The sequence below is a fragment of the Mycobacterium sp. genome, assembly GCF_025933915.1.
GTDB lineage: Bacteria > Actinomycetota > Actinomycetes > Mycobacteriales > Mycobacteriaceae > Mycobacterium.
Genome location: NZ_JAICZA010000077.1, coordinates 1 through 22,632 on the forward strand (window position 1 = coordinate 1; position 22,632 = coordinate 22,632).

The 22,632-nt window shown below is 66.0% G+C and carries 21 protein-coding genes and 1 pseudogene; 13 read left to right on the forward strand and 9 right to left on the reverse strand.

Going from position 1 to position 22,632, the window contains the following annotated elements:
* On the reverse strand, positions 1-638 hold a 638-nt coding region (locus Q0W90_RS13920; protein WP_297774902.1), incomplete at its 3' end, for an isocitrate lyase/phosphoenolpyruvate mutase family protein.
* Positions 638-2,143, reverse strand: a complete 1,506-nt coding sequence (gene prpD, locus Q0W90_RS13925) for a 2-methylcitrate dehydratase PrpD (protein WP_297774903.1) — start codon at positions 2,141-2,143, stop codon at positions 638-640. The genes prpD and Q0W90_RS13920, both read right to left, overlap by 1 nt.
* Before the next feature lie 108 nt (positions 2,144-2,251).
* Between prpD and Q0W90_RS13930 the strand changes: the two genes are divergently transcribed.
* Together Q0W90_RS13930 and Q0W90_RS13935 are read left to right on the forward strand one after the other, a co-directional pair.
* A complete protein-coding gene (locus Q0W90_RS13930) occupies positions 2,252-3,685 on the forward strand; it encodes a short-chain fatty acyl-CoA regulator family protein (protein ID WP_297774904.1) in 1,434 nt (477 codons plus the stop codon).
* A gap of 13 nt (positions 3,686-3,698) precedes the next feature.
* The gene (locus Q0W90_RS13935; protein WP_297774905.1) at positions 3,699-4,688 is read left to right on the forward strand and encodes a D-2-hydroxyacid dehydrogenase family protein; all 990 of its coding nucleotides are present in this window, start codon (positions 3,699-3,701) and stop codon (positions 4,686-4,688) included.
* Positions 4,689-4,692: 4 nt separating this feature from the next.
* Here Q0W90_RS13935 and Q0W90_RS13940 read toward each other — a convergent pair whose 3' ends face one another.
* From Q0W90_RS13940 to Q0W90_RS13950, 3 genes are all read right to left on the reverse strand, one after another.
* Positions 4,693-5,301: a TetR/AcrR family transcriptional regulator gene (locus tag Q0W90_RS13940; RefSeq protein ID WP_297774906.1), complete on the reverse strand. Its 609-nt coding sequence runs from the start codon at positions 5,299-5,301 to the stop codon at positions 4,693-4,695.
* Positions 5,298-6,071: an SDR family NAD(P)-dependent oxidoreductase gene (locus Q0W90_RS13945; RefSeq protein WP_297595266.1), complete on the reverse strand. Its 774-nt coding sequence runs from the start codon at positions 6,069-6,071 to the stop codon at positions 5,298-5,300. Before Q0W90_RS13945 ends, Q0W90_RS13940 begins: the two co-directional genes overlap by 4 nt.
* Before the next feature lie 70 nt (positions 6,072-6,141).
* Positions 6,142-7,227 (reverse strand): dihydrodipicolinate reductase, encoded by a 1,086-nt coding sequence (locus tag Q0W90_RS13950; RefSeq protein ID WP_297699775.1) that lies wholly within the window; start codon positions 7,225-7,227, stop codon positions 6,142-6,144.
* A gap of 114 nt (positions 7,228-7,341) precedes the next feature.
* On the opposite strand from Q0W90_RS13950, the gene Q0W90_RS13955 reads away from it, so the two are divergent.
* From Q0W90_RS13955 to Q0W90_RS13980, 6 genes are all read left to right on the forward strand, one after another.
* Positions 7,342-8,199: an SDR family oxidoreductase gene (locus Q0W90_RS13955; RefSeq protein ID WP_297699773.1), complete on the forward strand. Its 858-nt coding sequence runs from the start codon at positions 7,342-7,344 to the stop codon at positions 8,197-8,199.
* Positions 8,200-8,245: 46 nt separating this feature from the next.
* Entirely contained in the window at positions 8,246-8,632 is a 387-nt protein-coding gene (locus tag Q0W90_RS13960) for a DUF1330 domain-containing protein (RefSeq protein WP_297600367.1), read from the forward strand.
* 74 nt (positions 8,633-8,706) lie between these two features.
* Positions 8,707-10,062 (forward strand): wax ester/triacylglycerol synthase family O-acyltransferase, encoded by a 1,356-nt coding sequence (locus Q0W90_RS13965; RefSeq protein ID WP_297600364.1) that lies wholly within the window; start codon positions 8,707-8,709, stop codon positions 10,060-10,062.
* A gap of 6 nt (positions 10,063-10,068) precedes the next feature.
* Complete coding sequence (locus Q0W90_RS13970; protein ID WP_297600361.1) at positions 10,069-10,554, forward strand: NUDIX domain-containing protein; 486 nt, start codon at positions 10,069-10,071, stop codon at positions 10,552-10,554.
* 1 nt (position 10,555) lies between these two features.
* Positions 10,556-11,461 (forward strand): haloalkane dehalogenase, encoded by a 906-nt coding sequence (locus tag Q0W90_RS13975; protein ID WP_297774907.1) that lies wholly within the window; start codon positions 10,556-10,558, stop codon positions 11,459-11,461.
* Positions 11,462-11,497: 36 nt separating this feature from the next.
* On the forward strand, positions 11,498-12,733 hold the full coding sequence (locus Q0W90_RS13980) for a cytochrome P450 (RefSeq protein WP_297699768.1): 1,236 nt from the start codon (positions 11,498-11,500) through the stop codon (positions 12,731-12,733).
* Here Q0W90_RS13980 and Q0W90_RS13985 read toward each other — a convergent pair whose 3' ends face one another.
* A complete protein-coding gene (locus Q0W90_RS13985) occupies positions 12,734-13,102 on the reverse strand; it encodes a hypothetical protein (RefSeq protein ID WP_297600353.1) in 369 nt (122 codons plus the stop codon).
* Between the two features lie 127 nt (positions 13,103-13,229).
* Between Q0W90_RS13985 and Q0W90_RS13990 the strand changes: the two genes are divergently transcribed.
* Positions 13,230-14,768: an HNH endonuclease signature motif containing protein gene (locus tag Q0W90_RS13990; protein WP_297699766.1), complete on the forward strand. Its 1,539-nt coding sequence runs from the start codon at positions 13,230-13,232 to the stop codon at positions 14,766-14,768.
* Here the strand turns inward: Q0W90_RS13990 and Q0W90_RS13995 are convergent.
* A complete protein-coding gene (locus tag Q0W90_RS13995; protein WP_297699764.1) occupies positions 14,765-15,838 on the reverse strand; it encodes an ATP-dependent DNA ligase in 1,074 nt (357 codons plus the stop codon). The genes Q0W90_RS13990 and Q0W90_RS13995 overlap by 4 nt on opposite strands.
* Positions 15,839-15,864: 26 nt before the next feature.
* Here Q0W90_RS13995 and ligD point away from each other — a divergent pair, with 26 nt between their 5' ends.
* The 3 genes from ligD to Q0W90_RS14010 all read left to right on the forward strand — a co-directional run bounded on the left by ligD (position 15,865) and on the right by Q0W90_RS14010 (position 21,285).
* Complete coding sequence (gene ligD / locus Q0W90_RS14000) at positions 15,865-16,887, forward strand: non-homologous end-joining DNA ligase (RefSeq protein WP_297600344.1); 1,023 nt, start codon at positions 15,865-15,867, stop codon at positions 16,885-16,887.
* A 1,034-nt stretch (positions 16,888-17,921) separates the two neighbouring features.
* Positions 17,922-19,922, forward strand: a complete 2,001-nt coding sequence (locus tag Q0W90_RS14005) for a glycoside hydrolase family 172 protein (RefSeq protein WP_297774908.1) — start codon at positions 17,922-17,924, stop codon at positions 19,920-19,922.
* 160 nt (positions 19,923-20,082) lie between these two features.
* Complete coding sequence (locus tag Q0W90_RS14010; RefSeq protein ID WP_297593577.1) at positions 20,083-21,285, forward strand: cytochrome P450; 1,203 nt, start codon at positions 20,083-20,085, stop codon at positions 21,283-21,285.
* 6 nt (positions 21,286-21,291) lie between these two features.
* Here the strand turns inward: Q0W90_RS14010 and Q0W90_RS14015 are convergent, their stop codons facing one another.
* Positions 21,292-21,876: a TetR/AcrR family transcriptional regulator gene (locus Q0W90_RS14015; RefSeq protein WP_297593579.1), complete on the reverse strand. Its 585-nt coding sequence runs from the start codon at positions 21,874-21,876 to the stop codon at positions 21,292-21,294.
* Positions 21,877-22,025: 149 nt separating this feature from the next.
* On the opposite strand from Q0W90_RS14015, the gene Q0W90_RS14020 reads away from it, so the two are divergent.
* The gene (locus Q0W90_RS14020) at positions 22,026-22,415 is read left to right on the forward strand and encodes a PPOX class F420-dependent oxidoreductase (RefSeq protein WP_297593683.1); all 390 of its coding nucleotides are present in this window, start codon (positions 22,026-22,028) and stop codon (positions 22,413-22,415) included.
* 32 nt (positions 22,416-22,447) lie between these two features.
* Here the strand turns inward: Q0W90_RS14020 and Q0W90_RS14025 are convergent.
* A pseudogene (locus Q0W90_RS14025) lies at positions 22,448-22,632 on the reverse strand (oxidoreductase); the annotation flags it as partial.

A 22,632-nucleotide genomic window follows, 5' to 3' on the forward strand; every position in this document is an offset into this window, starting at 1 on the left:
AACGGCGTGTCCACGGCGGCGCGGAACCGCTCGAATTCGGCTGGGGTGTGCAGGGCTTCGGTGAAGATCAGGTCGGCGCCCGCGTCGGCGTAGGCCTTGGCGCGCTCGATCGCCGCCGGCACCCCCTCGATGCCGGCGGCATCGGTGCGCGCGCAGACGATGAAATTCGGGTCCCGCCGGGCGGAGACGGCCGCGCGCAGCCGTTTGATCATCTCGCCGGCCGGCACCACGGCCTTGCCGTCGAGATGCCCGCAGCGCTTGGGGTTTTCCTGGTCCTCCAGATGGCAGCCGGCCAGCCCGGCGTCCTCGAGCACCGTCACGGTGCGGGCGGCGCTCATCGGTTCACCGAAGCCGGTGTCGGCGTCGATCAGGGTGGGCAGATCGGTCACCCCCGCGATCTGCGCGCCACGCCCGCTGACTTCGGTCAGGGTGGTCAGGCCGATATCGGGCAGACCGAGATCGGCGGAGAGCGCCGCGCCGGACACATAGACCCCGTCGAAACCGAGCTCGGCGACCAGCTTGGCCACCAGTGGCGAAAACGCACCCGGGAACCGTTGCAACCGACCGCTTTCCAGCGCGGCACGTAACCGAGCCCGCTTCTCCGCCGCCGCCACGGCACCACCGATCAGCCCGCCCATCAGAAGATTCCCGGTGGAATAGTAGGTGCGGTGTCCAGCACCAGCGGACCGACCGCGATGTTGAGCGCACCCAGAGCGCCCGCCCGCAGGCCCGAAAGGGCTTCGACCGCCGACAAGAACCGCCGCTGCTCGGTGTCGCTGACCACACCCTCGGCCAGTTCGGTGAACTTCCCGATGTACTGCTTGCGCTCAAATGGCCGGGCCCCCAGCGGATGAGCGTCGGCGACGGCGATCTCGTCAACGATGACCTCACCGTTTTTGAGGGTGACCTCCGCGCGGGCGCCGAACGCCTTCTCCGCGGGGTCTGAGGAGTGGTAGCGCCGAGTCCATTCTGGATCCTCGACCGTCGAGACTTTGCGCCACAGCTTGATGGTGTCGGCTCGGTGAGCCCGCTCCGGCGCGTAAGACCGCTCGTGATGCCAGGTTCCGTCCTGCAGTGCGACGGCGAAAATGTACATCACCGAGTGATCCAGCGTCTCCCGCGAAGCATCCGGGTCGAACTTCTGCGGATCGCCCGACCCGGTGCCGATCACGTAGTGGGTGTGATGGCTGGTGTGCAGCACGATCGTCGCGACCTGATCCAGATCGCCGATGCTCGCCCGCATTCGGCGGGCGAGGTCGATCAGCGCCTGGCTTTGGTATTCGGCCGAGTGCTCCTTGGTGTAACTGTCCAGGATGGCGCGCTTGGGCTCGCCAGGTTCGGGCAGCGGAACCCGGTAGGTGTGCTCCGGGCCGGAAAGCAGCCAGGCGATCACCCCGTCCTCGCCCTCCCAGATCGGGGCGGGTGCGCCCTCGCCACGCATCGCGCGATCGACCGCCTCGATGGCGACCTTGCCCGCCCACGCGGGCGCATACGCCTTCCAGCTCGAGATCAGGCCCTTGCGTGACTGCCGGGTCGACGTCGTCAAATGCAGCGCCTGCCCGATCGCCTGATAGATGGTCGCGGTGTCCAGACCCAACATGGTGCCCAGGCCGGCCGCCACCGACGGGCCCAGGTGAGCGACGTGGTCAATCTTGTGCTCGTGCAAGCAGATTCCCTTGACCAGATCGATCTGGACCTCATAGCCGGTCGTGATACCGCGGATCAGATCCGCGCCGCCGATCCCGAGGTGTTGCGCCACGGCCACCATCGGGGGAATGTTGTCACCCGGATGCGAATACTCGGCGGCCAAGAACGTGTCGTGGAAGTCCAGTTCCCGCACCGCGACACCGTTGGCCCACGCCGCCCATTCCGGGGAGTAATCGCCCTCGATCCCGAAAACCTTCCCGCCCCCGCTCGAAGTCGGATGCGCCTGCGCCTGAGTCCGCGCGACCGCCACCGGCCGACGAACCGCCGAGGCCGCCGAAACCGCGGCGTTGTCGATGATGCGATTGATCACCATCGCCTCGACGTCCGCAGGCACCGCCACGGGGTCCGCGGCGACCTCGGCGATCTTCCAAGCCAGGTGCTCGCCGCGGGGGAAGTCGTCGGCGCTGCGCCGGGTTCGAACGTCATGAATCCGCATAACCCCACAGTACGCAGAGCTCGACGCGGGGTAAATCCCCTGTAAAAGCGTAATATTGTGTCCTTATCCGGGTGATTTTGCGAATCTTGTGAAAGAGGCGGGCGTACTGTGTCACGGGTGGCGAAGGCGTTCGCCGGCGCGCGGCTACGGCGTTTGCGGGAGGAGCAGGGGCTGACCCAGGTGGCGCTGGCGCGTGCCCTGGGGCTGTCGACCAGCTACGTCAACCAGCTGGAAAATGACCAGCGCCCGATCACCGTTCCGGTACTGCTCACCCTTACCGAACGATTCGACTTGCCGAGCCAGTACTTTGCGCCGGAGTCCGATGCCCGCCTGATTTCCGACCTTCGGGAGGTGCTCGCCGAGGGGCCCGCCACGGCGGCGCAAGTCGAGGAGCTCGTCGCCCGCATGCCCGCGATCGGTCAGACGCTGGTCAACCTGCATCGGCGGCTGCACGATACGACCGCCGACCTGGAAGCCCTGCACAGTCGCGCCAACCTGGAAATCTCGGACACGTCGGCGCTGTCCCAGCAGCCGATGCCGTTCGAAGAGGTTCGGGATTTCTTCTACGACCGCAAGAACTACATCGGCGAACTGGACACCGCGGCCGAGGATCTGTTCAACAAGAACCAGTTGCGAATCGGCGGACTCGATGTCCAGCTCGCCGAGCTGCTCGCCGACCAACTCGGCATCGCCGTGGTGATCGACGACGCAAAGGTGTTGGGTCCCAACTCCAAACGCGTGTTCGCGCCGGAATCGCAAACCTTGTACCTGGCTCGGTGGCTGCATCCCGGCCAGCGGGCCTTTCAGCTCGCCACCCAGATCGCCCTGCTCACCCATGCCGGCCTGATCACCGGGATCGTCGCGGGCGACGATCAGCTCAGTGACGACGCCCGCGGCGTCGCGCGCATCGGGCTGGCCAACTATTTCGCCGGCGCCCTGCTGTTGCCCTACCGGAGGTTCCTCGACGCCGCCGAGGGAGTCCGCTACGACATCGACCAGCTGGCACGGCGATTCGAGGTCGGATTCGAAACCATCTGTCACCGGCTGTCCACCCTGCAACGCCCCAAGGCGCGGGGGGTGCCGTTCATCTTCGTGCGCACCGACAGCGCCGGGAACATCTCTAAACGCCAGTCCGCCACCGCCTTTCACTTCTCCCGCGTCGGAGGGAATTGCCCGCTGTGGGTGGTCCACCATGCGTTTTCCCGGCCCGGCCGGTTTCTGACCCAGGTCGCGCAGATGCCCGACGGGCGCACCTACTTCTGGATCGCGCGGACCACCACAACGGAGTCGAGCCGATACCTCGGCCCGGACAAGAGTTTCGCCATCGGACTGGGATGCGATGTCGCGCACGCGGAGAAGTTGATCTACTCGGTCGGCGTCGATTTGGCCGACGCCGAGTCGATCGTCCCGATCGGTGCCGGCTGCAAGATCTGCGACCGGCCCGCGTGCCCGCAACGTGCGTTCCCGTACCTCGGTCACCCGGTGTACGTCGACCCCCACAGCAGCACCGATCTGCCGTATCCGCCCGCGATCACGCCCTGATTGGAGAGTGCACATGCCCAAGGTAGCGATACTCGATGACTACGCCGGGGTGGCCCTGCAGGTCGCCGACTGGGCGGCGGTGCAGAACCGTACTGACGTGACCGTTTTCGACCGCCACCTCTCCGAGGACGCGGCCGCCGAAACGCTGCGCCCGTTTGATGTGGTGTGCACCCTGCGTGAGCGGATGGCGTTTCCCCGAACCCTGATCGAGCGGCTGCCGAACCTGAAGCTGATCACCATCGTCGGCAAGAGCCTGCCCAACCTGGACCTTGCCGCGGCTTCCGAGCACGGGATCCTGGTCGCCCATTCCGATTTCGCGCATCCCCGATTCAGGTCTGTGCGCGACGCGACGCCGGAGCTCGCCTGGGGATTGATGATCGCGACGGTACGCAATCTGGCCGAGGAGCATCGAAACATGCGCGACGGCGGGTGGCAGAGCACCGCGGGCATGACGCTGTCGGGCAAGACGCTCGGCCTCCTCGGCCTGGGCCGAGTCGGCCAACGAATGGCCGAATACGCCACAGCGTTTGGCATGGAAGTCGTTGCGTGGAGCCAGAATCTCACCGAGGAAGCCGCCGCGAGCGTCGGCGCTCGCCGGGTGGAGAAGGCCGCCCTGTTCGAAGCCTCCGACGTGGTGTCCATCCACTTGATGCTCTCCGAGCGCACCCGCGGCCTCGTCGGCGCATCCGAGCTGGCACTGATGAAGCCACACGCCTACCTGATCAACACGTCCAGGGGCCCGATCGTCGACGAGGTGGCCCTGCTCGCCGCGCTGGAATCCGGCCGTATCGCCGGGGCCGGGCTGGACGTCTATGACATCGAACCGCTGCCCAGCGATCACCGGTTGCGGCTGCTCCCGAATGTGACCCTGTCTCCGCACCTGGGGTACGTCACTCGCGAGATGCTCGGCGCCTTCTACTCCGACACCGTGGAGTCAGTGGCGGCCTGGCTGGACGGGACGCCCATTCGGATCGCCAACCCCGAGGCGTCGCAGCGGCGCTGACCTCTCACTTCCGTTTCCAGTGCGGACTTTTGACCGCGTCGAGGGCCTCGGTGACGTAGCGATCCAGCGGCCGCGGCCGCCCGGACTGTCGTACCCATTGCTGGAACGCGAAATCCGCCGCCGCGAAGGCCAGTTGGACCAGCAGGCCGGGGCGCGTGTCGGTGTCGGGGTTGGCGCCCATCCGTTCGGCGATGAGCTTGGTTGCCCGCTCCTTGTCGGCGGGCCGGTGCACCGTGACCTTGTCGAGTAGGTCGGGGACGACCAGCAAGGCTTGGCGCCATTCTTCGGTGTCGGCCTGCTCGAACGAGCGCGTCCGGGTGATGATCGCGTTGATCAGCGCGACGTCGGGCGATTCGTCGGCCGGGCGCCCTTCGAGGAGAGTGACGATCGCGGCGCCGCCGTAGCGCACGGGCGCAAGGAGAAGCTCCTCCTTCGCCGGCACGTGCCGGAAGAAGGTGCGCGCGGAAACACCTGCGGCGGCGGCGATCTCCTCCGTGGTCACCGCATCGTACCCGCGCTCGACGAACAACCGGAACGCCGCGCGCCGAATGTCGGCGCGGATCTGTGCGCGCTGCCGATCGCGGAGCGACTCCGGTCTGGTGGGAATTGTCACCGAAAGCAGCCGATCCCGCCGTCGACGTGGATGGTCTGCCCGGTGATGAAGGTGGCATCACCACCGAGCAAAAACGCCACCAGCGCGCCCACGTCGGTGCGGACGTCGCCGATGCGCTTCATCGGAACCCGCCCCACCGCCTTTTCGTACTCCTTGGGCGCGAACGACTTCCAGTACTTGACGCCATCCGACTCGGCGAACGGGCAGATGACGTTGACGCGGATGTTGTCGCGTCCCCACTCCAGCGCCGCGACCTTGGACAGTCCGCGGATGCCTTCCTTGGCGGCCGCGTACCCGCCCCACTTGGGTTCGCCGCCCGTGCCCGTCCCGGAGCCCAGGTTGACGATCGACCCGCCGCCCTCCTTGACCATCAACGGGTGCACGGCCTGCATGAGCAGGAATGTCGCTCGGGGACCGACGTCGTACCCGAGCGCCAGGTCCTCGGTGGTGATGTCGACGAACGCCTTGGGCTCGTTGGTGGCAATCGCGTTGTTCACCAGGCCATGCACCGTCCCGAAGGCGTCGATTGCGGCGGCCGCGATCCGCTGCGCGCTGTCGGGGTCGCGCAGGTCGGCGACGAGCCGCTCCACCCGTCCGATCGCCTGGAGTTCGGCGGTGGTCGTCGCGAGGACCTCCTCTTGGATGTCGACCAACAGCACTGCCGCACCGCGTTCGAGTAGCGCGGCGGCCACGCCCTTGCCGACGCCCTGGGCGGCGCCGGTGACGATCGCGACGTGCCCGCGCATCGAATCGGGGTGACTGTAGCTCATTGCGCGGGTCCCATCCGCAGCCGTACGCCCGGGTGACAGAACGACACGTCGTCGAGGACGGCCTTGTCGGTCATGGCCTGCCCGCCGCCAGATTCGGCGCCGGCCGCCCGGCGAACAGCGGGAGATCGAGGTAGGTCTTGATGCCCGGTTCGGCGGCGCAGACGTCGGGAACGGCGTTGATGCAGTGGTTGGCGGTGACCACCACGCCCGGATTCTTCACCAGCCCTTCGGCGATCGTCTCCGGCTGCAGCCCCTTGAAGGTGAGGCTGACGTCGGGGTCGCCGGTGATCTCGACCTCGAAGCGTTCGCCGCGCCCACCGAAATTCCAGTCGGGGTCCAGGTTTTCCTCACCCATCAGCCAGTTGACGGCCGCGGTGATCACCGGTTCGCCGTCAACGAGCGCTTGCCAGCGGAACCGACGTGCCGCCACGGTGCCGGTGGTGATCGGGAACGGGTCGTAGTCGATGTCGGCGGTCGCCACGGCGACATCCTGGATGGTTCTGATGTTGGGGTCGATGCGAAATCCCATGTGATCGGCGATCATCCGTACCGACTGCTTGAAGCCCGCGTCGAGCAGGCCGGCCATCGGCCCCTGGGTGGCTTCCTCGGGTGTGCCGCCGAATCCCATGATGTGGCGCACCACGTCCGGTGCGTTGTAGGTGCGGATGTCGGAGAACTCCTCGGCGCGTATATGGGTGACCGCCGAGGACAGCGAGGACAGCATGAGCGGGAATCGCTCCGTGATGCCGCCGGGATGGATCCCCGAACCATGCAGCGTCACACCGCTTTCCACCGCGGCATCGGCGACGGACTGATGGCGCGGGTTGCCCGGATCTGGGTACACCCAGCCGACCGGCGTGACCACGTTCTTGCCGGACCGCAGGATCGCGATGACCTCGTCGTCGTTGGGTATCAGCGGGCTGTACATGACGCAATCGGCGTCCAGCGCCAGCACCTCGTCGATGCTGGTCGTCGCGGTGACACCGAGGTCCTGCCTGCCGATGATCCTGCCGACGTCGACACCGTTCTTGTCCGCGCTGTGCACCCAGCACCCGACGAGTTCCAGCCGCGGGTGATTGAGGACGCACGCGATCGCCGCTTTACCCACGCCGCCGGTGGCCCACTGGATGACACGAAGCTTGGACGGGCTACTCATCATTGACCTCCCGGACGGCAGTGCGCGGCCTTTACACATCGGCGAACAAAATGGCAGGCTATGACTTGCTGACAGTCACTGTCAACAATCGATGGTTCGGGAGAGGGTCTGTTGATGAGCGTCCTCGAGGGCAAGGTCGCGATCGTGACCGGCACCAGCCGTGGCGTGGGTGTCGGCATCGCCCACGAACTGCTGCGGGCCGGCGCGACGGTCATCGGGTGTTCGCGCTCACCGATGGATGCCATGCCCGGCATCGACGAAGACTGGGCGGCGCGCGCATCTCAAAGGGTCTGCGATCAAGGTGATTACCGTTCGATCGACGCGTTCGTCGCAGACGTCGTGGCCACCCACGGCCGAGTCGACATCCTGGTGAACAACGCCGGCGGCACGGTGCCGGCGCCGCACGTCGAGAGCATTCCCGAACTGGTGCAACGCATTCAGGGCGCACCCGCCAGCGACGACGAGTACGCGCGCACCGCCCTGTTCCATGCGTTCGCGGTGCAGATGAACCTCATCAGCCCACTGTGGTTCGCCATCCGCGCCTATCGGCAGATGCAGACCCAGGACGGCGTCGGCTGCATCATCAACATCTCCAGTGGCGCGGGACACCCGGCCGGATCGCCGACGCTGGTCTCCTACGGCGCGGCCAAAAGCGGTCTCAACCATCTCACCCGGTCACTGGCCGAGGAGTGGGGGCCGAAGGTGCGCGTCAACTGCGTGGCGCTGGGCCCGACGATGACCGAGAACTTTCGCTCGTTTGTGCTGCCCAAAGACGACCCGACCGGAGAGAAGTATTTCGCGGCGGTGCCGTTGCGCCGCGCCGGGGAGCCCGCGGAGGTGGGGCGGGTCTGCGTGTTCCTCGCGAGCGGGCAGGCCGACTTCGTCAACGGCACCACCATCGAATGCGACGGCGGGATGCTGCCCGGCGTGCTGTACGACGCGGGCCTCAAGACGATCACCGACCTGCTGTGATTCCGCCCGGCACGCTTCAAGAAATAGCTAGGGCAAGGAGATTCACATGAGCGCCTCATTGGAACCCACCGCGGAACAGTTTGCGGCGCTGGCGGCACGACCCGCCGACGCACCGGTGGTGATGGTCAACCTGCTGAAGTTCAAGCCCGAGGGCGGCGTGGAAAGCTATCTGCAATACGGCCAGGAAGTCGTTCCGCACCTCGAAGGCGTGGGCGCCAAACTGCGCTACGCCGGGGGAGCGCCGTCGGTGGTGATCGGCGACGGCGAACGGCCTTGGTGGGACGTGATTCTCATCGTCGAATACCCGACACCGCAGGCCTTCATCGACATGGTGACGACGCGGGAGTACGCCAAGGTACACGAGCATCGCGCCGCCGGCCTGGACCGCGGAGACCTGATCGCGACGTCGACGTGGTCGGTCATGGCCGACTGACCGGCGGCGAATCCGTTCGTCGCAGATCTGCGCAGAGATAAGCGCGTCGACGTCAGTCGCGGTGTAATGGGTGGATGGAACTGATGTTGCCCACCGACGCGATCTTTCTCCTGGGAGAATCTCGTGAACATCCCATGCACGTCGGAGGCTTGCAGTTGTTCGAGCCCCCGCCGGGCGCCGGCCGTGGCTTCGTTCGTGAGCTCTACAAGAGTTTGGCCGCGCAGCGGGATTTCCAGCCCACGTTTCGTAAGCATCCCGCGAGCTTCGTCGGTGGAATCGCAAACCTGGGCTGGTCGTACGACGACGACGTCGATATCGACTACCACGTCCGGCGCTCCGCGCTGCCGTCACCCAAACGGGTCCGCGAATTGCTCGAGCTGACGTCGCGGTGGCATAGCAGCCTGCTGGATCGTCACCGCCCGTTGTGGGAGACGCACGTCGTCGAGGGGCTCAAAGACGGCCGGTTCGCCATCTACACCAAGGTCCACCACGCCTTGATCGACGGCGTATCCGCGCAGAAGTTGATGCAGCGCGCGTTGTCCACCGACCCCGACGACGCCGAGATCCGCGCCCCGTGGAGTCTGCGTAAACCCCAGCGCAAACCCAGCGCGTCGTCTCCATTGAGTTCGTTGGCTCGCACGGCGGGATCCCTTGCGGCACTTGCTCCCTCGACGGTGGGGCTGGTGCGTGCGGGTCTGCTCGAGCAGCAACTGACGTTGCCTTTCGGGGCGCCGAAGACCATGTTTAACGTCAAGATCGGCGGCGCTCGACGCTGCGCCGCGCAGTCCTGGTCGCTGGACCGGATCAAAAGCGTGAAGAACGCCGCGGGAGTCACCGTCAACGACGTCGTCTTGGCGATGTGCTCGGGCGCCCTGCGCTATTACCTGCTCGAGCAGAACGCGCTGCCGGACACGCCGCTGATCGCGATGGTCCCGGTCAGCCTGCGCACCGAGGACGAGGCCGACGCCGGCGGCAACCTGGTCGGAGCCATCCTGTGCAACCTCGCGACCGACGCCGATGATCCGACGCAGCGTCTGCTGACCATCAGCGAATCGATGCGCAGCAACAAGACGGTGTTCTCGCAGTTGCCGCGGTTCCAGGCACTGGCGCTGTCCGCGGTCAACACGTCAGCGTTGGCGTTGGCGGCGGTCCCGGGCTGGGTGAGATCGACGTCGCCCCCGTTCAACATCATCATTTCGAACGTGCCGGGACCCACGCAGCCGATCTACTACGGGGGCGCGCGGCTCGACGGCAACTACCCACTGTCCATCGCGCTGGACGGCCAGGCGCTGAACATCACCCTGGCCAGCAACGCCGGAAACCTGGACTTCGGTCTGGTGGGGTGCCGGCGCAGCGTGCCGCACCTGCAACGCCTGCTCACGCATCTGGAGTCCTCGCTCAAGGATTTGGAACGCGCTGTGGGAGAATAGGAGTCGATGGCCAAGCTCAGCGCGGGTGTGTTGGTGCACCGGACCTGCGACGGTGTCGTCGAGGTCTTGATCGCGCATCCGGGCGGCCCGTTCTGGGCCCGCAAAGACGACGGGGCGTGGTCGATCCCGAAAGGGGAGTACAGCGACGGGGAGGACCCCTGGGCGGCCGCTGCGCGCGAGTTCGCCGAGGAACTCGGACTCGCGGTGCCGCCCGGGCCGCGCATCGACCTGGGGACGCTGAAACAATCGGGCGGCAAGGTGGTGACCGCCTTCGCGGTGCGAAGCGACCTCGACATCACCGACGCGCGCAGCAACACTTTCCAGTTGGAGTGGCCGAAGGGCTCGGGCACGCTGCGGGAGTTCCCCGAGGTCGACCGGGTGGGCTGGTTTGCGGTGGCGACCGCACGCACCAAGTTGTTGAAGAGTCAGCACGGATTTCTCGATCGCTTGATGGCGCAGCCCGGCTTGGCCGGACTATCCGAAGGGATTTGACATGCAGACGTTGCGAACAGCCGACGACCGGTTCGACGCGGTTCCCGATTTCCCTTACCCGCCAAGGTATTGCGAACTATCCGACGGTGACGGCGGTGTGCTGCGGGCGGCCTGGATCGAAGACGGCCCAGAAGGCGCCGATCCGATTCTCATGCTGCATGGCGAGCCGTCGTGGTCCTACCTGTACCGCAAGATGGTTCCGATACTGGTCGCCGAGGGCCACCGAGTCATCTGCCCGGACCTGGTCGGATTCGGCCGTTCGGACAAGCCGACCCGGCTCGACGACCACAGCTATGCGCGCCACGTCGAATGGATGCGCGCGCTGGCGTTCGATGTCCTGGATCTTCGCGACGTCACCCTGGTCGGTCAGGACTGGGGCGGGCTGATCGGATTGCGGCTCGCCGCAGAGCATCCCGAACGGTTCGCCCGAGTGGTCGTCGCCAACACCGGGCTGCCAAACGGGGAGCAGCTCATGGCCGACATCTGGTGGCGCTTCCGGGAGGCCATCACGTCGACGCCGACGCTGGACGTCGGCGCGTTCGTACAGGGCGGTTGTCGCCGGCAGATGAGTGACACCGAGCGTGCGGGCTACGACGCGCCGTTCCCCGCCGACGAGTACTGCACCGGCCCGCGGGCCATGCCCGGGCTGGTGCCCACGTCACCGGACGATCCGGCCGCGGCCGCGAACAAGGCGGCGTGGGCCAAGCTCTCGGTGAGCCCGACGCCCATGCTGGTCGCCTTCAGCGACAGCGACCCCATCACCGGGCCGATGGCGGCCATCTTCGCGCGCGAGATGCGCGGCGCGCAGGGGATCGACCACCCGGTGATCCGCGGCGCCGGACACTTCTTGCAGGAGGACGCCGGAGAAGAATTGGCCGGCCACATCGTGACGTTCCTGCGCCGCTGAGCGGGGCGCGGATCGAGCGGCGGGCACAATGTCAGGATGACAACCGCGCCGACCCAGACCACCGAATCCCAGGGGTTGTTGCTGCAGCTGTTGGACCCCGCCAACCGGGCAGACCCCTATCGGCTGTGCGCGCAGTTTCGCGACCGCGGAGCGCTGCAGTTGCCCGACACCAACCTGGCGGTCTTCTTGAGTTACCGCGACTGCGACGAGGTGTTGCGGCACCCGTCGTCGAGCAGCGACAACGTCAACGCGACGGTCGCGAAGCAGCAGGCGGAGTCCGGCACGGCGCCGCCCAGGCAAGGGCCGCCGGGATTCTTGTTCCTCGACCCGCCCGACCACACCCGGCTGCGCAAGCTGGTCAGCAAGGCGTTCGCGCCGAGGGTGGTGAGTGCGCTGCAACCCGACATTCGCGAGCTGGTCGACGGATTGCTCGACCGGGTCGCCGAAAAAGGCCAGTTTGAGGTCGTCGAAGATTTCGCCTATCCGCTGCCGGTCGCGGTGATCTGCCGGCTGCTCGGTGTGCCCCTTGAGGACGAGCCGCAGTTCAGCCGCGCGTCGGCGTTGCTTGCGCAGGCGCTGGACCCGTTTTCGACGATCACCGGCGTGCCTGCGGAAGTCGCGAACGCGCGACAACAGGCCGGTACGTGGCTGCGTGACTACTTCCACGGCCTGATCGACAAGCGCCGTTCACGGCCCGGCGACGACCTGCTGTCGGGGTTGATCGCCGTGGAGGAGTCGGGGGATCAACTGACGGAGGACGAGATCGTCTCCACCTGCAATCTGCTGCTCATCGCCGGACACGAGACCACGGTGAACCTCATTGGTAACGCCATTTTGGCCATGCTGCGCAACACCGGTCAGTGGGCAGCCCTGGGCGCCGACCCCGACCGAGCGCCGGCGATCGTGGAAGAGACCCTGCGTTATGACCCACCCGTACAACTGGTGGGCCGAATCGCACTCGCCGACATGGTGATTGGGGGAATCGAGGTGCCCGCGGGTGATGTCATGATGCTGCTACTTGCCGGCGCCAACCGTGACCCAGCGGAGTTTGACCGTCCCGACGTGTTCGACCCGGATCGGAAAGGCATGCGGCACTTGGGCTTCGGACGCGGGGCGCATTACTGCCTGGGTGCACCGCTGGCCAGGCTGGAAGCCGGCGTGGCCCTGTCGGCGGTGACCGGGCGCTTCCCGAACGCGCGGTTGGACGGCGAACCGCAGTACAAGACCAACGTCACGCTGCGCGGACTGTCGCAGCTTATGGTCGCGGTCTGATCAGCGGCGCTCCCAGGGAGGACTTTCGTCCATCTTCCTGTAGTACTTCGCCAGGTGGCTTTTGATCCGATCGACGTCGGAGGGGGGCACGTCGATTCCGCCGCGCGCACCGTCCATGATCGCGGCCGCCGCCATCACGCCGCGCGGCACCGCCTTGAGGGTTCCGCCGATGACGTCGGCGATCAGCAGCTTGTACCCGGTGAAGTTATCCTTTTTCTCGCCGTCGTACCAGACGTGGGCGTCACGGTACTTCTGGTTCGGGGCATCCTCGGCGCCCGCCCACTTACGGACCCGCGTCTCGGCGGCGTCGCCGTCCCACTTCCGGTCGCGATCGGCCAACGGCAGATCTTGAAAGGCTGTGACTGACATGCGGGCCGCGTGCCCGCTTCGGTCCGGCATTAAACGCTCACTTGGAGTTATCCACAGTTGGAAGTTGCTCCACAGGCGGGCCTTTGGACTCAGCGGGACGTCGGTGGGCGTGGCTAGCGTTCGAAACATGTTCGATTGCGAGTTGCCGACCGTCGAGGCGCTGGCCTACGCGGATGACGCGGAAGTGGTGGCCGCGATCGCCGAGTGCGCCAGGGTGGAGGCGGCGGCCGCGGCGCGCCGGCTGGCGGCGACTGCGGAGCTGGTGCGCCGCCACGCCGACGGTCCCACCGATTGCGCCCACTGGTCGTGTGACAACTGGGATTCGATGGCCGCGGAAGTCGCCGCCGCGCAAAACATCAGCCATGCCATGGCCTCGGGACAGATGTATCTGGCTGTGGCCCTGCGTGATCGGTTGCCGAGGGTGGCGGCGCTGTTCGCTGAGGGCGTCATCAGTGCCAGGCTGGCGGCGACCATTGTCTGGCGCACCGACCTGATCAAAGACCCAGAAACAGTCCGGTTGGTCGATGCGACGCTGGCCGAGGATGCGACCGGCTTCGGGCCGATGACGGCGAACAGAACCGCACAAGCGATCGATGCGGTGGTAGACCAATACGATCCGGGAGCTTTGCGGCGCACCCGCACTGGTGCCCGCGCCCGCGACGTCGTCATCAAGCAGGCCGATGACGAGTCGGGCACCGCGGACCTGTGGGGACGGCTCTATGCGACCGATGCGGCCATGCTGGATCGGCGCCTGTCGCAACTGGCTCACACGGTTTGCCAGGACGATCCGCGCACTCTCGGCCAGCGGCGCGCTGACGCGTTGGGTGCACTTGCCGCCGACGCGGATCGGCTCGCGTGCGCATGCGGCAATCGCGACTGCCCGGTGGGCGCCGCCGACGACGAGCGGGCCAGCAGCATCGTGATTCACGTTGTTGCGCAGGCGTCGACGTTGGACGCCGACCCGGATCCGCACATGTCCGGAGAACGGCCACCCAGGCCGATCACGCCGGAGATGACCCTGGCGGAGGCTCTAGCACCCGACCCAGAACCCGACGTACCAGCCGAACGCAAGTCTCCCGGTCTGATCACCGGCGGCGGCGTGATTTCCCCCGCGCTGGTCGCCGAGTTGGTCCGCGGTGGGGCGAAGGTTCGGCCGGTACACCATCCCGGCGATGCCCCGCCCGAATCGGGATACCGCCCATCGGCCGAGCTGGAGCGGTTTATCCGAAGCCGGGATATGACCTGCCGGTTTCCCGGTTGCGACCGGCCCGCCGAGTTCGCCGATATCGACCACACGGTGCCCTACCCGCTTGGGCCGACCCACGCGTCCAACCTCAAATGCCTGTGCCGAAAACATCATCTTTTGAAAACTTTCTGGACGGGCTGGCATGACGAGCAACGGCCCGACGGCACCATCGCATGGACATCGCCAAGCGGGCACCGCTACATCACCCAGCCAGGCAGCCGACTGTTCTTTCCCGCCCTGTGCGTGCCAACCGGCAAATTGCCCACCGCCCCAAGGCAATACCGATCTCCCGGCGATCGCGGGGTCATGATGCCCACGCGCCGGCGGACGCGACACCAAGACCGCGCCCGCCGCATCGACGCCGAACGCTCGCTTAACGCCGCGCGCGTCGCCGAGCGCAACCAGCCGCCGCCGTTTTAGCCCGAGCCGAGGCCCGGCACGATCTCGCCGAGACTGAATGTCACCGGCTGTTCCAGCTGTTCGTAGGTGCAGGAGCGCGGGTCGCGGTCTGGACGCCACCGATTGAACTGCGCGGTGTGACGAAACCGCCGGCCCTCCATGTGGTCGTAGCGGACCTCGACCACGCGCTCCGGTCGCAGCGGCACGAAGGAGAGGTCCTTGCCGGCGTTCCAGCGTGAGAATTCGTTCTTGCGGGGCGTGCGCTCACCGGCTTCATGGGCGGCCCAGTTCCAGGGGTGGTCGGAGAAGTCGGTGACGAGGGGCTGGACTTCGGCGAACAGCCGCCGCCGCTCGGCCATCGGGAAGGCTCCGATGACGCCGACCGACGCGAGTTGACCGTCATCCTGGTAGAGCCCCAACAGCAGCGAACCGATCGCGTCAGCACCGGACTTGTGCACCCGGTAGCCGGCGACCACACAGTCCGCGGTGCGTTCGTGCTTGATCTTGAACATGACCCGCTTGTCCGGCTGGTAGGTGACGTCCAGGGGCTTGGCGATCACGCCGTCGAGGCCGGCGCCCTCGAATTCGTCGAACCATCGCCGCGCGGTGCCCAGATCGGTCGTCGCCGGTGTGACATGGATGGAACCCGGCCCCGAACCGCCCACAGCGTCGACGAGGGCCGCGCGCCGCTCGCTGAACGGTCGCCGGGTGTAGTCGTCGTCGCCGAGGGCGAGCAGGTCGAAGGCGATGAAGGACGCCGGTGTCGCCTCGGCGAGCATCCGCACCCGCGAGTCCGCCGGGTGGATGCGTTGCTGCAGCGCCTCGAAGTCCAGGCCGTGGTCGGTCGCGACGACGATCTCCCCGTCGATCACGCAGCGCTGCGGCAGCTCGGCCTTGACCGCGGCCACCAACTCGGGGAAGTAGCGCGTCATCGGCCGCTCATTGCGGCTGCCCAACTCGACATGATCGCCGTCGCGAAAACAGATCGACCTGAATCCGTCCCACTTGGGCTCATACGACGCGTCGGGGGGAATCGAGCGAACCGATTTGGCCAGCATCGGGGACACCGGCGGCATGACAGGGAGGTCCATAGCCTGATTGTGCTGGAATCGATGGCATGGCTGCTGCAGAAGAGCTTGACGTCGACGGTATCGCGGTCCGCCTGACCAATCCCGACAAGCCGTATTTCCCCGGGCTGGGGTCAAACGGCACCAAGCGCCACCTGGTTGAGTACTACCGCGCCGTCGCGGGCGGTCCGATGCTCGACACACTGCGCAACCGGCCAACCCACCTGCAGCGTTTCCCGGACGGCATCGACGGCGAGGAGATCTACCAGAAGCGGATCCCCCAGCACCATCCCGACTATCTGCAGACATGCCAGGTGACCTTCCCGTCGGGGCGGACCGCCGACGCGCTGAAGGTCACCCACCCCGCGGCGATCGTGTGGGCGGCACAGATGGGCACGGTCACCTTGCACCCGTGGCCGGTGCGCTGCCCGGACACCGATCACCCCGACGAGTTGCGCATCGATCTGGATCCGCAGCCCGGTGTCGGCTTCGAGCAGGCGCGCACCGTCGCGGTCGACGTGTTGCGGCCACTCCTCGATGAGCTCGGTCTGGTGGGATATCCGAAAACATCGGGGGGCCGCGGGATCCACGTCTTCCTGCGGATCGCCACGGACTGGGATTTCGTCGCGGTGCGCCGCGCGGGCATCGCGCTGGCCCGCGAAGTTGAGCGCCGCGCACCCGATGCCATCACCACGGCGTGGTGGAAGGAGGAAAGGGGCGCGCGCATCTTCATCGACTTCAACCAGAACGCCCGGGACCGCACCATGGCGTCGGCTTATTCGGTGCGGCGCACGCCGATCGCGACGGTATCGATGCCGCTGACATGGGAGGAGCTGGCCGGCACCGAGCCCGACGAGTACACCATGGCGACCGTGCCCGATCTGGTCGCGCGGCGGGAAGACCCTTGGGCAGCAATGGATGAGGTGGCGCAGTCGATCGTTCCCTTGCTGGAGATGGCCGAGGCAGACGAAGAGCATGGGCTCGGTGACATGCCATATCCGCCGAACTATCCGAAGATGCCCGGGGAACCCAAACGCGTCCAGCCCAGCCGGGATCGGGATTTGAAAGATTGACGGATCAAGGTGGGGCAACTGGCATCTGCACTCGCCCTGGGCCCGCGGTTACCCCTCTCACATAGCTGAACCGCACGCCCATGCGAGCAACTCAAACATTATCAGTCGGGGGTGGCGCACGGAAGTGATTCTCTTGCGCCCCAGTGGGTTAGGAGAATTTGTCACAGTGACGGCCAACCGCCTGGCAAGCGAAGTTGCCCGAACTGCCAGGGCGCCAGGGCCAACCGCTTTCAACGCTGTTTCGCTGAGGCGATTAGTCTACCGCGAACCCGCACAAAGGTCAGCAAGCAATTCGCGAAGAGCGTGCGCACGGCCCGGAGGATACGCACGCCCTCGCGTCGCTTAGGTGCCGGCCTTGTTCGAGAGTCGACCGGAACAACACCAACATGAACCGTTAAAACCATTGGCGCCCAGTCGCTTTCACGTCACATGACCGCGCTGTCGCTGTCACGGTGTCATCCGATACACGGGGGGAAGGTATCGGCTTCGGCCGTGCGAAAAACTGGCACCCAATGCCGTTAAGGAGGCACTCAATAGGCTCGAATATTGAACGCTACCAAGTAAAGGGTGCTAGTAGTCGAGATCCTGTGGCTGCCGAGCAGACCTACGGGGTGCAGGTCAGAGTGGGTCCGCAGTCGATGGTTACCGGAAACGTGCAGCCTGAGGCCGTGATGGCGGTGAAAGTGAGGAACAGGCCGAGAACAACCTTGTATTTCAAACCAGACATAACCACTCCGTCCGTAGGAGAAATGTACGCCCGAGGTGAGTTATATTACGCGGTGAGTTCTCGGGAAGCTATGGGAATGAGTAAATTTCAGAAATTACTTCACCTGACTGAAAACCCGTTTGGGGGTGGGTTTCACTGCGCCGCAAGGCGGATACGTGGAATGCGGTCGTCGCTCACCGTCTTCGCCGAATAACGTTGACCGTTCAGCATGGGCTTAAACGCATTGAGCGCGACTGGGATAGGGAATGGCCTAGGCTTCGTTGCTATGTCGATGGCGGCCCGGGTGTGGACTGCGGCCTGCGCGTTAATGCTGTTGGCGGCCTCCTGTGGCATCACCGCCGCCGCAGCACCGGCCGAGCCGACGACCAACGGCTTCGGCGAAAGGATGATCGGCTGGGACACCTATCGTCGGTTGGATCGGCTGCCCTATCTGGACGCCGGTTCGCAGGCGCTGCAGGTGTCGAGTTTCGATCGCAGTGGCGGCGATTTCGACATTTCCACGGGTAATAAGAATGGCACTGGTGGGTGTCTGGCGCCGGGCGGCGCCGACTGCGTCATTGCGGAGGATCAAGGTGCCGGAGAAATCGATTCGATCTGGCTGACCCGCGACGGCGGCAATGTTCGTGCGATCGGAAATGTCCGCATCGAACTGGATGGGCATACCGTCGTAGACGCACCATTGCAGTCGCTTGTCGACGGCGAACTGGGGGCGCCATTCGCGTGGCCGCTGGTGGCCAACGCCGCGCAGTCGCCGGGCGGCGTCTATATCAAGGTGCCGATGCCTTATCGGCGGTCGATGCGGATCAGCGTGGCGTCGCATCTGGAGTATTACCACGTCGATTATCGCCAGTTTCCGACTGCCGACGGGGTCAGCACCTTTTCGCCTACCGATCCCGCGCTCGATGTGCTGGACACGCTCCGCGCCGCGGGAACCACCGACCCCAAACCGCCGGCGGGCACCGCGGCACACGACAATCGGGTCGTCGACCTTTCCGCGGGGGCCGAACGCACAATCGCCGAAACGAGTGGCCCGGGCAGCATCTCGGCGCTGCGGCTGCGGCTGCCGGCGCCGGCGGATCAACTGCTGGCCGGATTGCGCCTGCAGATCGAGTTCGACGGCCGGACCATGGTCGACGCCCCACTCGGGGAATTCTTCGGCGCGGGACTCGGTGCCAACACCGTGCGGTCGATGATGTTCGCCGCCGCCCCACAACCGGACGGGTCGCTGGTGTTACGGGATTGGTGGCCAATGCCTTTCGCGAACTCCGCCCGCGTCACGCTCGTCAACGTCACCGATTCCCCGGTAGCGGGGATAGACAGCGACGTCACGACCACACCCGATGACCAATGGACGGCGGCGCTGGCCCGTGGCAGAGCAGGATATTTCACCGCACGCTCACACGCCGGACCGACCGTGCCGGGCCAGGACTGGCTGTTCGCCGACGAACAGGGCCACGGCAAATTCGTCGGCGTCAGCCAGACCATACGTGGCTACCGAACGAAAACAGCGTTCAGTGACGACGCCCCTTACTTTCTCGAAGGCGCCGAGCGCGTCTACACAGACGGCTCCGCGTCCCCGCAGTGGTACGGCACCGGCACCGAAGACCTGTACGAGGGCGGCTGGTACTTCAAAGACGGCACCCACTTCAGCGACCCACTCAACGGTCAACCCGACCAACGCTCGGCGACCGGTGGGTGCGCGGACTACTGCGTCGCCGTCTACCGGATCATGCTGGCCGACGCCATCGGTTATCACTCCGCGCTCCGATTCGGGATCGAGCATGGCAAACGCAACATGGTCCAACCCGACTACAGCTCAACCGCCTTCCTCTACACACAGCCGGACTCAGGCGTGACCGGCGGCGACGACGTCCGCCCGGCCGATCCCCTCAATCGAGTCCTGCACGGCTACACCGACACCGATGCGACCGATCAGCTGCTGGTCGGCGAATACGAGGGCACCGAGGACACCCTGCCGGTCGCCGGCTCGGTCCGCGGCACCCAAAGCGCGATCGCTTTCCGTGTCCAGATCGATCCGGACAACCACGGCGTCCTTTTGCGGCGCACGTCGGACCAGGCCATCGGCTTCCAATCGGCGGACGTCGCGGTCGACGGCATGCCCGCGGGCACTTGGCTGCAGCCGCGCAGCAACACTTATCACCGTTGGCTGCAGGACACGTATCTGATGCCAGAGTCGGTCACCGCGGGCAAAACGGAGCTGACGGTCGCGCTCACCCCCACTCCCGACTCGCCGCCGTGGACTGCCAGCCGCTACCACGTGGACGCGTTGACCGGCCCGACTGGTTGACGAGAGTTTCGTAGTCACCCGGCCGTGGCGCTCACCGGTTGGCGGTCTTGACGAATTCGCGGACATGCTGCTAGACATGGCCTGCGCCCCGTATTTGGGCGATCGCCCAAAAGTCGATGGGGTGCGGGGATGCCGGCGGCTGCCCGAAGTGAGGAAATCGATGACCGTCACCAACGACACGGACGTCTACTACGACCCCTACGACGTCAACATCAATGCCAACCCGTACCCGATCTACGCACGGCTGCGCGAAGAGGCGCCGATCTACTACAACGAACGCTACGATTTCTGGGCGCTGTCACGGCATTCCGACGTCGATCGGGCGCTGTCAACCTGGGAAACATTCTCCAACAAGCGAAGCGACATCCTCGAGCTGGTCCAGTCGAAGTTCGACATGCCGGGCGGCGTCATGATGTTCCAGGACCCGCCCGAACACACGAGGCTGCGCGGCCTGATGTCCCGCGTGTTCACGCCCCGCCGGATGGCCGCCCTCGAGGACCAGATCCGGCAATATTGCGTCCGGTGCCTCGATCCGCTCGTCGGCTCCGGCGGCTTCGACATCATCGCCGAACTCGCTTCGATGATGCCGATGCGGGTGATCGGCATGCTGATGGGAATACCGGAGTCCGAACAGATCTCGGTGCGCGACGCCAACGACGCCAACCTGCGCACCAAGCCGGGCGCGCCGCTGAAGGTCGCCAACGCCGACTCCATCGCCGACGGCCGGATCTACGCCGACTACGTCGAATGGCGATCCAAGAACCCGTCCGACGACCTGATGACGACGCTGCTCAACGTCGAGTTCGACGACGAGCACGGTGTGCACCGCAAGCTGACCCGCAAAGAGGTGTTGCACTACACCCAGGTCGTCGCCGGCGCGGGCAACGAGACGACCGGCCGGCTGATCGGCTGGCTGGCCAAGGTGCTGGCCGAGCATCCCGACCAGCGCCGCGAGGTTCATCAGGACCGGTCACTGCTGACCCGCACCGTCGACGAGACCCTGCGATTCGAACCCACCGGTCCCCACGTCGCCCGGTGGATGGCACAGGATTTCGACTGCTACGGCACGACGGTCCCCGCCGGCAGCGCCATGCTGCTGCTGTTCGGCGCCGCCAACCGCGACCCGCGCCGCTATATCGACCCGGACACCTACAACATCCGCCGCGACAACATCTCGCACATCACGTTCGGGAAGGGCGTGCACTACTGCCTGGGCGCCAACCTGGCCCGCCTCGAGGGTCGCGTCGCGCTGGACGAGATTCTCAACCGATGGCCCGAATGGGACATCGACTACGACACAGCGCAATTGGCGTCCACGTCGACCGTCCGTGGCTGGGAGCGTTTGCGGGTCGTGTTGCCCTGACGGGCGCTAATTCGGCATCTCGAATCGGTCGATGAGCCGGTTGACCAGGGCGACGGCCTCCGCATGACCACCCGTGGTTCCGAGCGCTTGTTCCAGGATGAGCATGCGACCGATCGCCGCGATGATGACCGCGATGCCGGCGGGCGGAAATTCGTCCTTGTCCAACCCATGTTCGCGCGCGATGAAATTCAGTGCGGTGGTTTGTGATTCGCGCCACCGCTCCGACCAGGCCGCGATCTCGGCCCCGATCTCCTTGCGATGATTGGCAAGTCCCATGAATTCCAGCAGCAACCGGGTGTCCTTCGGCTCCATCAGCGTGTCCCAGAAGGCGTGCAGCGGGCGGTCGGATGCCAGCGCCTGCCGCTGGCGCTCCAGATAAGCGGCGGCGCCGCGGCGGAAGACGTCCAGATACAGCTCGTCCATGGTGGGGAAGTAATAGTGGACCAGCGCCGGTTTGACGCCGGCTTCGTTCGCCACCCGCCGCGACGTGGCCGCGGCGTATCCGTCCTCGACCATGATCTGGATCGTCGCGTCGATCAACATGTCGCGAGTGTTGGAGTCTCGCGCCTTCGGCCGTCGTGAGGCGGTCATGATCTACGCCTTTCGGGCAACAATCCAGAGCGCGCAGCTTTTGGGCGATCGCCCAAAAGCTTAGCCCAGCGTGGAGCCGGTGACGATTAGGAAGTCGGGTGATCGGGCATCTGAGTTGCTATTGCTCCGATCCACAGGAAGGCAAGGCAGTGGCCCCCAGCTTCACCGACGTCATTCAATCCAAATACTTGCTGTTGACCACGTTCACCAAAGACGGCCGGCCCAAGCCGACACCGATCTGGGGCGCCCCCGACGGCGACGACACGCTGTTGGTGATCACCGACGACGGCTCGTGGAAAACCAAGCGGATCAACAACACACCCAGGGTGACGATCGCGAAGAGCACGGCGCTGGGCAAGCCCAAGACCGACGGGGTCGAAGCCGTCGCGCGGGTGCTGCCGAAGTCCGAGACGCGGCGGGTCTACGACGCCGTCGTCAAGCGGTACTGGTATCACGCGTGGTGGTTCTATGCGCACACGATCATCCGCGGCGGCGTCGACAAGGTGCACGTCGGCCTGGAGATCAAACCCGCCGCCTGAGCGGCCCTGAGCGGCCCTGAGCGGCCCTGCGGCTAGCCGCTTTCGGCGCGCATCGCCTCGAAGGTGTCCGCCACCGTCTCCCGGGGATCCCGATAGGTGATGCCCAGTTCCCGTTCGCTCGGGGAATCATCGGATGCCGGCATCTGGGTGTAGTACTGCATTCCGGCCCAGGTGAACGGGGTGTCGAAGGGCAGGAAGCGGCCGGCTCGATCGAGCA

Coding starts and splice junctions, on each gene's coding strand:
- Q0W90_RS13980 (WP_297699768.1), top strand. CDS start 11,498: ATGACAACCGCGCCGACCCAGACCACCGAATCCCAGGGGTTGTTGCTG.
- Q0W90_RS13975 (WP_297774907.1), top strand. CDS start 10,556: ATGCAGACGTTGCGAACAGCCGACGACCGGTTCGACGCGGTTCCCGAT.
- Q0W90_RS13970 (WP_297600361.1), top strand. CDS start 10,069: ATGGCCAAGCTCAGCGCGGGTGTGTTGGTGCACCGGACCTGCGACGGT.
- Q0W90_RS13960 (WP_297600367.1), top strand. CDS start 8,246: ATGAGCGCCTCATTGGAACCCACCGCGGAACAGTTTGCGGCGCTGGCG.
- Q0W90_RS13950 (WP_297699775.1), bottom strand. CDS start 7,227: ATGAGTAGCCCGTCCAAGCTTCGTGTCATCCAGTGGGCCACCGGCGGC.
- Q0W90_RS13985 (WP_297600353.1), bottom strand. CDS start 13,102: ATGTCAGTCACAGCCTTTCAAGATCTGCCGTTGGCCGATCGCGACCGG.
- Q0W90_RS13990 (WP_297699766.1), top strand. CDS start 13,230: ATGTTCGATTGCGAGTTGCCGACCGTCGAGGCGCTGGCCTACGCGGAT.
- Q0W90_RS13945 (WP_297595266.1), bottom strand. CDS start 6,071: ATGAGCTACAGTCACCCCGATTCGATGCGCGGGCACGTCGCGATCGTC.
- Q0W90_RS13965 (WP_297600364.1), top strand. CDS start 8,707: ATGGAACTGATGTTGCCCACCGACGCGATCTTTCTCCTGGGAGAATCT.
- Q0W90_RS13935 (WP_297774905.1), top strand. CDS start 3,699: ATGCCCAAGGTAGCGATACTCGATGACTACGCCGGGGTGGCCCTGCAG.
- Q0W90_RS13955 (WP_297699773.1), top strand. CDS start 7,342: ATGAGCGTCCTCGAGGGCAAGGTCGCGATCGTGACCGGCACCAGCCGT.
- prpD (WP_297774903.1), bottom strand. CDS start 2,143: ATGCGGATTCATGACGTTCGAACCCGGCGCAGCGCCGACGACTTCCCC.
- Q0W90_RS13995 (WP_297699764.1), bottom strand. CDS start 15,838: ATGGACCTCCCTGTCATGCCGCCGGTGTCCCCGATGCTGGCCAAATCG.
- ligD (WP_297600344.1), top strand. CDS start 15,865: ATGGCTGCTGCAGAAGAGCTTGACGTCGACGGTATCGCGGTCCGCCTG.
- Q0W90_RS14015 (WP_297593579.1), bottom strand. CDS start 21,876: ATGACCGCCTCACGACGGCCGAAGGCGCGAGACTCCAACACTCGCGAC.
- Q0W90_RS14010 (WP_297593577.1), top strand. CDS start 20,083: ATGACCGTCACCAACGACACGGACGTCTACTACGACCCCTACGACGTC.
- Q0W90_RS14005 (WP_297774908.1), top strand. CDS start 17,922: ATGCTGTTGGCGGCCTCCTGTGGCATCACCGCCGCCGCAGCACCGGCC.